This is a genomic window from Enterococcus canintestini (assembly GCF_001885735.1).
Taxonomy (GTDB): Bacteria; Bacillota; Bacilli; order Lactobacillales; family Enterococcaceae; genus Enterococcus_C; species Enterococcus_C canintestini.
Genome location: NZ_JXKG01000003.1, coordinates 160,366 through 174,156, shown reverse-complemented (window position 1 = coordinate 174,156; position 13,791 = coordinate 160,366). Strand labels below are relative to the sequence as shown.

Sequence of the window (13,791 nt, the reverse complement as noted above, 5' to 3'; positions counted from 1 at the left end):
TTCAAAAGATAGCATGAGCAGGAAAAATGGTGAAAAAAAGAGTAAATAACAGGATTTAGGAATAGCAAACAAACGTGGAAACGTTTGACTTTTTGTAAACTTTAATTACAATGTAATATGTATCACATACTCTGTGTGTGACAAGAATAAGTGAAATGAAGAGGGGAAATACGAAATGAAATCAAAAAAATTAGTAGCAGGTTTCACAGTCTTGGCTTTTTCTGCTTTAGTATTAGGTGCATGTAGCCCAGACAACAACGACAGTGCGGCAAGTAGTTCATCTTCTGCCAAAACAGAACAAACAACAGCATCATCTTCAAAAGAAGAAGCTGCAAAAGTAATTGCCGGTGGCGAAATGAAAGACGGCACTTACAAGTTAGAAGAAAAGAACTATTCAAATGGCTACCGTGCTACTTTTGAAATCACAGTTAAAGATGGCAAAATTACCGAATCTAAATATGATAACGTCAACGAAGATGGCAAATCAAAAACAGAAGATGCGGATTACAACAAACAAATGAAAGATAAAGCTGGTATTTCACCAGAAGAATTTATTCCAAAATTCAACGAAGAGTTAGTGGCAGCACAAGATCCATCAAGCATGGACGTTGTAACTGGCGCGACTCATTCATTTGAATCATTCCAAAACTACGCACAACAATTAATCCAAGCTGCACAAGCTGGTAACACAGATACAATTGAAATCGACAACGGTGCAACACTTAAAGATGGCACTTACTCATTGAAAGAAAAAAATGATAAAAATGGCTACCACGTTGACTTCTCAATCGTTGTTAAAGACGGTAAAATTACTGAATCTAACTACGACAACTTAAACGCAGACGGCAAATCTAAAAAAGATGACGCTGACTACGAAAAGAACATGAAAGACAAAGCTGGCGTTGGTCCTAAAGAATATATCGAAGAATTAAACAAAAACTTCTTGGCTGCAATGGGCAAAGAAGACGGTTCTCCTGCTGATATGGACGTTGTAACTGGTGCAACTCACAGCTCACACACATTCATTATCTACGCTGAACAATTAATCAATGCCGCTGAAAAAGGCGACACTACACCAATCGAAATTGACAACATTGTAACTGAATAATAGTTTGTCTAATAAAACCCGACCGCACTTTTCGTGTGGTCGGGTTTTTGCGACTTCAACTAGGCGCTCTCTGCCGTAGTTGAATCGTATGGGAAGTAAAGAAGAGTTTTTTATAAAAAAATAAAATCAAGAGCAAGTGGAAATTTTGATTTTCTTTGATTAAAAATGAGGGGAATAACAAAAATCACATTTTTGGTTAGAAATAACTAATAGCTTTCATTTTTTACTAATTTACTCTTTTTATTGTGAAAAAAACCAAGAAGAAATTCTAAATTCCGATTGTACCAACTCATTGCTTCCATTGTTATTTTGCACAATGTCTTTTTTTATTATCTTTGTTATTTCAAATTAGTCATAAAATTAGTTGTGAGCGCTTTTTTTATAAACTTGTGACTTTGCAAACAAGTCAAAAACGGCTATGATGTAAACGTTGATTTGAAGGAGGAAAGAACATGAAAAAATATTGGCGCCTTCTGCTAGTCGCTTTCATCGGTATTTTCTTTTTAGCCGCATGTGGCAAAGGTGACAGCGAAAAAAAGACGGCAAAATTAAGAGAAGAACCCTATTATCAAGAAAAATTTTTGATGGGAACCTATGTTAGAATTCGCGTTTATGATGAAGGGAAAGAAAATGCGTTAAAACCAGCGTTTGATCGTGTCAAAGAACTCGCAGACAAAATCACTATTAACCAAAAAGGCTCAGAAATTGATGCAATTAATGCACAAGCGGGCATAAAACCAGTTAAAGTGACCAGTGATATGTATTATTTACTAAAAGAAGCTTATAAATACAGCGAAGAAACCAATGAAGCTTTTAATATGACCATTGGTGCGATTACGCAATTGTGGCGGATTGGTTTTGATGATGCAAGAAAACCGGACCAAAGTGAAATTGATGCCGCGCTAAAGAAAATTGATTATCATAAAGTGAAATTTAACGACCAAGAACAAACAGTTTATTTAGAAGAAAAAGGGATGATCATTGACCTTGGCGCCATCGCTAAGGGGTATATCACAGATGAAGTGGTCAAAGTCCTAAAAGAAAAAGGCGTGACGTCTGCTATTGTCGATTTAGGGGGCAACGTTTATGTCTTAGGTCATAGTAACCGTGGTGAAAGTGATCCATGGAATGTCGGTATTCAAGATCCTAATAAGAGTCGCGGTTCGATTGTGGGGAGCATTAAAGAAAAAAATCGCACTATCGTAACTTCAGGAATTTATGAACGCTTTTTAGAAGTGGATGGTAAAAAATATCACCATATCTTTGATTCCAAAACGGGTTATCCCTACGAAAATGATATTGCCGGTGTCTCAATTATCACCGACAAATCAATTGACGGGGATGCATTATCGACTTCAGTCTTTGCAATGGGCGTAAAAGAAGGTCTGAAATTTGTGGAAGAACACGAAAAGGGCAGTGACGCGATTTTTGTGACTAAAGATGATAAAATTTATGTAACAAAAGGAATTGCAGACAATTTCAAAATTGGCAAAGATTCAGGCTACACCATGGGTGATCGCAGCGAATTGAAATAAAAGAAAAGCTGCCAAGAGATTGGCAGCTTTTCTTAGATATTTACATCATCAACTCTGTAGGGGAGTAAGCCCAAATCTAGAGAAATTTTAAGAATAATTTATCAAGATCTCGTCTTGTTGCTGGAGAGTTAACTTGGTTTATGAAGTTTGGTAATGCTTAAAATCATGGTGAATTACTTAGACTTTAGCTGTGTTTTTTATTTTCACTTTTAACATAATTGGTTTTTTTTATGAAAAGGAGTTTGGTTTATGTCTTTAAAGGTTTTTTTGGAAGTTGTAGAAATTAAAACAAAAATCGCCAGTGTTTTTCCCTTTTTAGTAGGTGCACTTTTTTCGGCTACTTTTTATCATTCGTTTCATTGGGGTTATACATTGTTGTTTTTTGTCGCGATGCTGATTTTTGATTTGACGACAACGGCGATTAACAATTATATGGATTTTGAAAAAGCACATTCCAAAACGTATAAGTATCAAGAAAATGTTATTGGTAGAGAAAATGTTTCCCCCCGTTTGGTTAGACAAATGATTGTGGGCATGCTACTGGTAGCGGCTGTTTTAGGTTTTATTTTGGCTTACTTGACGGGTTGGTTACTACTCGTTTTAGGTTTTGTTTGTTGTTTTATTGGTGTGTTTTACACTTATGGTCCGATTCCTTTATCCCGTATGCCGCTAGGAGAAGTTTTTAGTGGGGTAACAATGGGCTTAGGGATTACCGCTATGGTTGTTTATATCAATACAACCAGTCCCGATGTGATGTATTTAAATCTGGATATTGCCAGTGGGAAATTTGCATTAACCGGTAATTTCTGGTTAGTAGCAGCTCTTGTTTTAGCTGCGGTACCGCTGATTTGTACAATTGCCAATATTATGTTGGCTAATAATTTGCGAGATTTGGAAACAGATATTAAAAATCATCGCTATACCTTGGTTTATTATATTGGGCGAGAAAATGGTATTCACTTGTTTTCTTATCTAATGTATGCCAGCTATGTTGCCATTTTAGCTGGTGTACTTTTGCAAGTGTTTGCTTGGCCACTTTTATTAGTCTTTTTAACCTTGCCAAAAGTGCGTCAAAATCTTGCGGCCCATAAAAAAGAATTGCCAGCCCCACATAGCTTTGTATATGCGTTAAAAAATATGGTGCTCTTTAACAGTGCTTACGTAATCTGTTTAGCTTTATCCCTTGTGTGGCAATGGCTACGCTAAAAAATACGATTTATTAATAAAAAAAGACTGCGACAACTTTTGTCGTAGTCTTTTTTAATTACATGATTGATTTTTACTGATTATTTCTTCTTTAATGCTAAAGAGTCAAACGCATTTGTTCAGCTTTTCTCAGTGTCTAGCAAAATGAACTAACTCGCTGCGACAATAAGCTAAAATTTGAAGAAATTTGGAAAGTAATTTATTAAAATTCTATCTTATTGCTAGCGAGCTGTGCGAGTTCATTTAGCTTTTCTTTGATCCAGCACAGGAAGCAACTCTTCGGGAAAAATTCAAAAGTTAGTTTCTGGTCAAGAGCACCAGCAAACGAATTTTTGAGATTTTTCCAAAGAGCTAATCGCTTCCTTTTGCTTTTCTTTGATCCAGCATAATAAACAAGCTCTCTACGGTAATAAGCCAAAATCTTGCGAAATTTGAGAAACAATTTATCAAGATTTTGGCTTATTACTTGAGAGCTAACCATGTTTATTATGCTTTTCTAGGTGTCTAGCTTCACAAATGAACTCTTGGCGACATTAAGTCGAAATGCTAAGAAATTTGAGGAGCAATTTCATATCATTCCGCCTTAATGCTAAAGAGTTAAACGCATTTGTTCAGCTTTTCTATCGATCAATTTTGCTCAGGCTGATTTCACCGGAATTTAAAGTAAAAGTTTGTTGCGGTGTTTCCACTACCAATTGCCCTTCGTCGGTAATATCTTGTGCTACGCCGCTGTAGGTTTGGCCATTTTGGCTAAAGCTAACCGTTTTTCCTAAAACAAAGGAACGCTTACGATACTCCGTTAAAAAGTCTTGATTGGGTAAAGCGGCCAGGAGAGTAAAGAATTGGTGCCAAATTTCATGAATGAGGACATTTCGTTCAAAAGAAGCATTGCCATCTGCAAAAAGGGAAGTCGCTTTTGCTTGTAAGTCAGCTGGAAAATCTTTTTGCGCAATGGCAAAATTTAAGCCCATACCAATGATGACATGCGAAATCACCCCAGACTCAAAATCGCTTTGTGCTTCTGATAGGATGCCACAAATTTTGCGACCCTCTAAATAAATATCGTTGACCCATTTGATTTCAGGTTGATAATTTGTCAATTTTTCAATTGCCTGACAAACTGCGACGGCTGCTAAAACAGTATACTGGGGCAGTTCTGCAAATGATTGATTGGGGTTTAGCAATAAACTCATATAAATACCTTCCCCTTTTTGGGCAAAAAAAGGACGGTTAAAACGACCATGTGCGGCCGTTTGCATATCCGCTACAATCAGAAAAGGTGCTTTAACACCACTAACTTGTGCTAATTTCGCATCTTTCATAGTAGATTCAGATGTTGCTTTGGTTACGACAGTCAAATTCGTCAGGCCTTGGGCAATCTTTTCTTCATCCAAGTGATCTTGGGGTAAGTAGCGATAGCCTGTTTTTGCGTGTTCAAAGACATAGCCGTTTTTTTCTAACTCTTTGATGGCTTTCCAGACGGCAGTTCGTGAAATTGCTAGATGTTGGGCAATTTTTTCACCTGATAAGGTGTCGTGACTTTGTTTTAAAAGTTGAAGAACTTGATCTTTTGTGGTCACTAAAAAACCTCCTATCGATTTTTATGGTCATATAAAAGATAAAGGATTAACGCCAAAAAAGAAACAAAAAGACAGCCAATGCGAATTACTAGTAATGTCGGCGATTCAAAATGACGGTGATGTAGTACTTGGCGAAAGAAAAATAATAACAGTACGAGTAAAAAAGCTAAGATGGCTTTATGACGATCCCACTTAATAAAGAAGGCAGATATTATCAAAAAAAGTGCAACAGGAATCCAAAATAAAAGACCGCTAATACGTTCCATAAAAAAACACTCCAAATAAAATATTCAAATATAAAAGTACCCCTATTGAACAATATTTTTTATGAAATGTCACGAAAAAATTGTTAATTATTGAACAAGAATTGCAATTTGTTTAAAACGGTTGCATTTTTATGGGAAATGTAGCTTTTTTAAATTAGAAATAATAGAAATAAGTAAGAGTATTCTCACTAAAAAAGTTCCAACCTTTTTAACACTTACTGAAAATGAAGACGACTAACTAAAAAACAGGAAAAATTTGATATATTCGACGCAAATTATCAAGGTGAGATGTGATAAAACTTTTTTATTAACAAAGTATTAAGGAAAACGGCTGGATTTGCTTAGAGCCATTGACAAAACAACATTTCGTCTGTATAATCGACAGAGCAAAAACTATCTGATGAAAAGAAGGAAGCAGGAACGATCTATTGTCCGTTTCGGCTTTGCCATAGGAAAACAAAAGTAGAAAGGTCAATTTGAACGTTCTATCTTTTGGTTTTTTTTATGCCCAAAAGCCGCAAAAAATGCTTTTTGTTACGAAAGTTTAATATTTGTAATCTTTTTGTAACGAAAGTTGGATAGCCTTTTTGAAAGAAATTTTTGAGGGGTGAAGAGCTTGGCTGGACACGTAGTAAAATACGGGAAACATCGCGAACGTAGAAGTTACGCTAGAATCAGTGAAGTATTGGAATTACCGAATTTGATTGAAATTCAAACCGACTCTTACCAATGGTTTTTAGATGAAGGTTTGCGTGAGATGTTTGAAGACATCTTACCAATTGATGACTTTAACGGTAATTTGTCACTGGAATTTGTTGATTACGACTTAAAGGAACCAAAATACACAGTTGAAGAAGCTCGTGCGCATGATGCAAACTACTCTGCGCCACTACACGTTACATTACGTTTGACTAACCGTGAAACAGGCGAAATCAAATCACAAGAAGTTTTCTTTGGTGATTTCCCATTAATGACTGAACAAGGAACTTTTATCATCAATGGTGCTGAACGGGTTATCGTATCTCAGTTGGTACGTTCACCAGGTGTTTATTTCCACGGTAAAGTAGATAAAAATGGTAAAGAAGGTTTTGGCTCAACTGTTATTCCTAACCGTGGTGCATGGTTGGAAATGGAAACAGATGCTAAAGACATTTCTTATGTTCGGATTGACCGCACACGCAAAATTCCATTAACAGTTTTAGTCCGTGCTTTAGGTTTTGGCTCAGATGATACTATTCTGGAAATTTTTGGCGAAAGCTTGTCATTACGCAACACAATTGAAAAAGACTTACACAAAAATGCAAGTGATTCTCGTACTGAAGAAGGCTTAAAAGATATTTACGAACGACTACGTCCAGGCGAACCAAAAACAGCCGACAGTTCTCGTAACCTTTTAAATGCCCGCTTCTTTGATCCAAAACGTTACGACCTTGCCAACGTTGGTCGTTACAAAGTAAACAAAAAATTAGACCTTAAAACACGTCTATTGAACTTAACCCTAGCAGAAACATTGGTTGACCCTGAAACAGGCGAAATCATCGTTGAAAAAGGGACTGTTTTGTCTCACCAAGAAATGGACAAATTAGCACCGTTCTTAGAAAACGGCTTGAATGCTGTAACTTACTATCCTTCAGAAGATGGTGTTGTGACAGAACCAATGACCGTACAAGTGATTAAAGTCTTTTCTCCAAAAGATCCAGAACGGGAAGTAAATGTGATTGGTAATGGCTATCCTGATGCGACTGTGAAAACAGTTCGTCCGGCTGATATTATCGCTTCGATGAGTTACTTCTTTAACTTAATGGAAGGTATCGGCAATGTGGATGATATCGACCACTTAGGTAACCGTCGTATTCGTTCAGTTGGTGAATTGTTACAAAACCAATTCCGGATTGGTTTAGCCCGGATGGAACGTGTGGTACGTGAACGGATGTCAATTCAAGATACCGAAACATTAACACCACAACAATTAATTAATATTCGTCCAGTTGTAGCAAGTATCAAAGAATTCTTTGGTTCTTCTCAGTTGTCACAGTTCATGGACCAAACAAACCCATTAGGTGAGTTAACGCATAAACGTCGTCTATCAGCCTTAGGGCCTGGTGGTTTGACCCGAGATCGTGCCGGTTATGAAGTGCGAGACGTTCACTATTCTCACTATGGTCGTATGTGTCCAATTGAAACGCCTGAAGGTCCAAACATCGGGTTGATCAATAGCTTGGCATCTTACGCTAAAGTAAATAAATATGGCTTTATTGAAACACCATATCGTCGGGTTGACCGTGCGACAGGTCGCGTAACTGATCAAATCGACTATTTAACAGCCGATATTGAAGACCATTACGTTGTTGCCCAAGCAAATAGCCCATTAAATGAAGATGGTACGTTTAAAGAAGAATTGGTTATGGCCCGTGCGACTTCTGAAAACTTAGAAGTAACAATCGACAAAGTTGATTACATGGACGTATCACCAAAACAAGTAGTTGCTGTTGCGACTGCGTGTATTCCTTTCTTAGAAAACGATGACTCCAACCGTGCCTTGATGGGTGCCAACATGCAGCGTCAAGCTGTACCGCTGATTAATCCTAAATCACCATGGGTTGGGACTGGGATGGAATATAAATCAGCTCATGACTCAGGTGCTGCTTTATTATGTAAAAACCCAGGTGTTGTTGAATTTTGTGATGCATCTGAAATTCGTGTTCGTCGTGAAGACGGTGCATTAGATGTTTACGCTGTAACAAAATTCCGTCGTTCAAACTCAGGTACCAGCTACAACCAACGTCCGCTAGTTAAACTAGGGGAAGAAGTTGAAAAAGGCGATATCTTAGCAGACGGACCTTCAATGGAAAATGGCGAAATGGCGCTAGGTCAAAACGTCTTAGTTGCCTTCATGACTTGGGAAGGTTACAACTATGAAGATGCCATCATCATGAGCCGTCGTTTGGTGAAAGATGATGTTTATACTTCTATCCATATTGAAGAATATGAATCAGAAGCTCGTGATACAAAATTAGGGCCTGAAGAAATTACCCGCGAAATTCCAAACGTAGGGGAAGACGCGTTGAAGAACTTAGACGAAATGGGGATTATCCGCATTGGTGCTGAAGTTAAAGACGGTGACTTATTAGTTGGTAAAGTTACGCCAAAAGGTGTGACAGAATTATCAGCTGAAGAACGTTTATTACACGCAATCTTCGGTGAAAAAGCTCGCGAAGTTCGCGATACTTCTCTACGAGTTCCTCATGGCGGTGGCGGTATTGTCCACGACGTGAAGATCTTTACCCGTGAAGCAGGCGATGAATTATCACCAGGGGTTAATATGTTAGTGCGCGTTTATATCGTGCAAAAACGTAAAATCCATGAAGGGGATAAAATGGCCGGTCGTCACGGTAATAAAGGGGTTGTATCTCGAATTATGCCAGAAGAAGATATGCCATATCTTCCAGACGGCACACCGGTTGACATCATGTTGAATCCTTTAGGGGTGCCATCACGGATGAACATCGGACAAGTATTGGAATTACACTTAGGGATGGCTGCACGTCAATTAGGTATTCACGTTGCAACACCAGTATTTGATGGTGCCAACGATGAAGATGTTTGGGCAACTGTTAAAGAAGCAGGAATGGCAAGTGATGCCAAAACTGTCCTTTACGATGGCCGTACTGGTGAACCATTTGATGGTCGTATCTCCGTTGGGGTTATGTACATGATTAAACTAGCCCACATGGTTGACGATAAATTGCATGCCCGTTCAATTGGACCATACTCACTTGTTACCCAACAACCATTGGGTGGTAAAGCGCAGTTTGGTGGACAACGTTTCGGGGAAATGGAGGTTTGGGCACTGGAAGCTTACGGTGCAGCATATACCTTACAAGAAATCTTAACGTATAAATCAGATGACGTTGTGGGTCGTGTGAAAACTTACGAAGCAATCGTTAAAGGTGAACCAATTCCAAAACCTGGTGTACCAGAATCCTTCCGCGTATTAGTGAAAGAATTACAATCATTAGGTTTAGATATGCGCGTCCTTGATATTGAAGACGAAGAAATTGAACTTCGTGATATGGATGACGACGATGATGATTTAATTACAGTAGATGCTTTGACGAAATTCGCCGAACAACAATCTGCTAAAGAAGTTGAACAGGCAGCTGCCGCTGAAGAAAAAACTGCAGAAGAAGATTTGAATCAAGAAATCGAAACTGCCGAAGACGTTGAATAGTTTCATTTAACGGAGACTTTGACACTTTTTCGTACCAAACGTCTAAGTGTCAAAACTCCCTTAAAAGCTTACGTTTATATTCAGTTGCAACCCGCTAGAAATGAAATGGAGGGAACCCCTTTTGATCGATGTAAATAAATTCGAAAGCATGCAAATAGGTCTGGCATCTCCTGAGAAAATCAGAAGCTGGTCATACGGGGAAGTAAAAAAACCTGAGACCATCAACTACCGCACGCTAAAACCGGAACGGGAAGGTTTGTTTGACGAACGCATCTTCGGTCCTACTAAAGACTGGGAATGTGCTTGTGGTAAATACAAACGGATCCGTTACAAAGGCATCGTCTGTGACCGTTGTGGCGTGGAAGTAACCCGCTCAAAAGTACGTCGTGAACGTATGGGTCATATTGAATTAGCTGCTCCGGTTTCACATATTTGGTATTTCAAAGGTATCCCATCACGGATGGGCTTAGTTTTAGACATGAGTCCACGGGCATTAGAAGAAGTTATTTACTTCGCTTCTTATGTCGTAATTGATCCAGGCGATACTTCATTAGAGAAAAAACAATTATTGACTGAAAGAGAATACCGTGAAAAACGGGATCAATACGGTCAAACGTTCACTGCCGCTATGGGTGCTGAAGCAATTAAACAATTGTTAGACAGCGTTGATTTAGATGGCGAAGCAGCTGAATTAAAAGAAGAATTAAAAACTGCTTCTGGTCAAAAACGGACACGGGCAATCCGCCGTTTAGACATCTTAGAAGCTTTCCGCAAATCTGGTAATAAACCAAGTTGGATGGTAATGGACGTTATTCCTGTTATCCCACCAGATTTACGCCCAATGGTGCAATTAGAAGGTGGCCGTTTTGCAACGAGTGACTTAAATGACTTGTACCGTCGTGTAATTAACCGTAACAACCGCTTAAAACGTTTATTAGATTTAAATGCACCTTCTATTATCGTGCAAAACGAAAAACGGATGTTACAAGAAGCTGTTGATGCATTAATCGATAATGGTCGTCGTGGCCGTCCAGTTACAGGCCCTGGTAACCGCCCATTGAAATCACTTTCTCATATGTTGAAAGGGAAACAAGGTCGTTTCCGTCAAAACTTATTAGGGAAACGTGTTGACTACTCTGGTCGTTCTGTTATCGTCGTTGGACCTTTCTTGAAAATGTATCAATGTGGTTTGCCAAAAGAAATGGCAATTGAACTATTCAAACCATTTGTCATGAAAGAATTGGTTCAAAGAGAAATTGCTTCAAATATCAAAAATGCCAAACGTAAAATCGAACGGATGGAAGAAGAAGTTTGGGACGTTTTAGAAGACGTAATCAAAGAACACCCAGTTCTATTGAACCGGGCACCTACTTTGCACAGATTAGGTATCCAAGCTTTTGAACCAGTCTTAGTTGAAGGCCGCGCTATTCGTTTGCACCCATTAGTGTGTGAAGCCTACAATGCCGATTTCGATGGTGACCAAATGGCTGTTCACGTACCGTTAAATGATGAAGCGCAAGCAGAAGCGCGGATGTTAATGTTAGCGGCACAAAACATCTTGAATCCAAAAGATGGTAAACCAGTTGTAACCCCTTCTCAAGATATGGTCTTAGGGAACTACTACTTGACGATGGAAGAAGATGGACGTGAAGGCGAAGGTATGATCTTCCGCGATATGGATGAAGCTGTAACGGCATGGCGTAATGGCTATGTGCATTTACATTCACGAATTGCGGTTAACCCAAGAACTCTAGGGGACAAACCATTCACTGAAGAACAAAAAAATCGTTTGATGGTAACGACAGTTGGTAAAGTAATCTTTAACTCGATTATGCCACCAGAATTCCCTTACCTAAACGAACCAACTGATTTTAACTTGACAATCCAAACGCCAGATAAATACTTTGTAGAAGCTGGAACTGATATTCCAACCTTCATTAAAGAACAAGAACTAGTTGGACCATTCAAGAAGAAAAACTTAGGAAATATCATTGCGGAAGTCTTCAAACGTTTCAAAGTTACGGAAACTTCTAAAATGTTAGACCGCATGAAAGACTTAGGTTACAAACATTCAACTCATGCTGGTATTACAGTTGGTATTGCCGATATCATGGTATTAGCTGAAAAACATGACATCATTGAAAATGCCCACAAACAAGTTGAAACAATTACCAAACAATTCCGTCGTGGTTTGATTACAGATGATGAACGTTATGAACGCGTTATTGGTGTTTGGAATGCGGCTAAAGATGAAATTCAACAAAAATTGATGGAATCCTTAGATGCTAAAAACCCAATCTTCATGATGAGTGACTCTGGTGCCCGTGGTAACATCTCCAACTTTACACAGCTTGCTGGTATGCGTGGATTGATGGCAGCGCCAAATGGACGAATCATGGAATTGCCAATCATCTCAAACTTCCGTGAAGGATTATCGGTCTTGGAAATGTTCATCTCCACTCACGGTGCCCGTAAAGGGATGACCGATACCGCCTTGAAGACTGCCGATTCTGGTTATCTTACACGTCGTTTAGTTGACGTAGCCCAAGACGTTATCATTCGTGAAGAAGATTGTGGTACAGACCGTGGTTTAGATATCAGCGCAATTCGCGAAGGTAACGAAATTATTGAATCACTAGAAGAACGCTTGGTGGGACGTTACACACGTAAATCAGTTGTAAATCCTGAAACTGGCGAAATGATTATCGGTTCTGATGATTTAATTACAGAAGATATCGCACGTCAAATCGTTGATGCCGGGATTGAAACTGTTTCAATTCGTTCTGTCTTCACATGTAATACTAAACATGGTGTATGTAAACATTGTTATGGCCGTAACTTGGCAACTGGTGCTGAAGTTGAAGTTGGTGAAGCAGTTGGTACAATCGCTGCCCAATCAATCGGTGAACCAGGTACTCAGTTAACCATGCGTACATTCCATACCGGTGGGGTTGCCGGAGACGATATTACTCAAGGTCTTCCTCGTGTCCAAGAAATTTTTGAAGCCCGTAATCCAAAAGGGCAAGCTGTCATCACTGAAGTTACTGGTGAAGTCATTGAAATCGCTGAAGATGCTGCAACTCGCAGTAAAGAAGTTACAATCAAAGGAACGACTGACACACGGACATATACTGTTCCTTATACAGCCCGTATGAAAGTGGCAGAAGGAGATTACATCCATCGTGGTGCACCTCTAACTGAAGGTTCAATCGATCCTAAACAATTGTTACAAGTTCGCGATGTTTTATCTGTTGAAAACTACTTGTTACGTGAAGTACAACGTGTTTACCGTATGCAAGGGGTAGAAATCGGCGATAAACATATCGAAGTTATGGTTCGTCAAATGTTGCGTAAAGTTCGCGTAATGGACCCAGGTGATACCGAAATCTTACCAGGTACATTATTAGATATTGCCGACTTTAAAGACCAAAACTACAACACATTGGTTGCCGGTGGCGTACCAGCAACATCTCGTCCAGTGTTACTAGGGATTACCAAAGCATCATTAGAAACAAACAGTTTCTTATCTGCTGCGTCATTCCAAGAAACAACACGGGTGTTAACAGACGCTGCTATTCGTGGCAAACGTGATCCATTACTAGGTCTAAAAGAAAATGTTATCATCGGGAAAATTATTCCTGCTGGTACTGGTATGGCTCGTTACCGCAATATGGAACCAAAAGAAGTCACTGTGGCTTCTGAAAATGTCTACAGTATTTCTGACATCGAAGCACAAATGGCTGCTGAAGATGCATTAAATAACCAAGACTAATTTGAGGGCCTCCTGTTTTAAACAGGAGGTCTTTTTATTTGGTTAAAAGTTAGTTTGTGGCTGTCTCAAAAATTTTAAAGAGTTTCTCCTTTT

Annotated in this window: 7 protein-coding genes; 5 read left to right on the top strand and 2 right to left on the bottom strand. The window is 38.9% G+C overall.

Annotated elements, in window-relative coordinates:
- The first annotated feature begins 175 nt into the window (after positions 1-175).
- From pplA to menA, 3 genes are all read left to right on the top strand, one after another.
- Entirely contained in the window at positions 176-1,108 is a 933-nt protein-coding gene (pplA, locus tag RU96_RS03635; protein ID WP_071864183.1) for an extracellular electron transfer flavoprotein PplA, read from the top strand.
- A 452-nt stretch (positions 1,109-1,560) separates the two neighbouring features.
- Positions 1,561-2,643: an FAD:protein FMN transferase gene (locus RU96_RS03630; protein WP_071864182.1), complete on the top strand. Its 1,083-nt coding sequence runs from the start codon at positions 1,561-1,563 to the stop codon at positions 2,641-2,643.
- A 249-nt stretch (positions 2,644-2,892) separates the two neighbouring features.
- The gene (gene menA, locus RU96_RS03625) at positions 2,893-3,849 is read left to right on the top strand and encodes a 1,4-dihydroxy-2-naphthoate polyprenyltransferase (protein ID WP_071864181.1); all 957 of its coding nucleotides are present in this window, start codon (positions 2,893-2,895) and stop codon (positions 3,847-3,849) included.
- Positions 3,850-4,469: 620 nt separating this feature from the next.
- On the opposite strand, the gene RU96_RS03615 is transcribed toward menA, so the two are convergent.
- Entirely contained in the window at positions 4,470-5,429 is a 960-nt protein-coding gene (locus RU96_RS03615; RefSeq protein ID WP_071864179.1) for a biotin--[acetyl-CoA-carboxylase] ligase, read from the bottom strand.
- A gap of 11 nt (positions 5,430-5,440) precedes the next feature.
- Positions 5,441-5,695, bottom strand: a complete 255-nt coding sequence (locus tag RU96_RS03610) for a hypothetical protein (protein ID WP_071864178.1) — start codon at positions 5,693-5,695, stop codon at positions 5,441-5,443.
- 616 nt (positions 5,696-6,311) lie between these two features.
- On the opposite strand from RU96_RS03610, the gene rpoB reads away from it, so the two are divergent.
- Positions 6,312-9,926 carry a DNA-directed RNA polymerase subunit beta gene (gene rpoB, locus RU96_RS03605; RefSeq protein ID WP_071864177.1) on the top strand — a complete coding sequence of 1,205 codons (3,615 nt, stop codon included), beginning with the start codon at positions 6,312-6,314 and terminating at the stop codon, positions 9,924-9,926.
- A 121-nt stretch (positions 9,927-10,047) separates the two neighbouring features.
- Positions 10,048-13,698: a DNA-directed RNA polymerase subunit beta' gene (gene rpoC, locus RU96_RS03600; RefSeq protein WP_071864176.1), complete on the top strand. Its 3,651-nt coding sequence runs from the start codon at positions 10,048-10,050 to the stop codon at positions 13,696-13,698.
- The last annotated feature ends 93 nt before the right edge of the window (positions 13,699-13,791 follow it).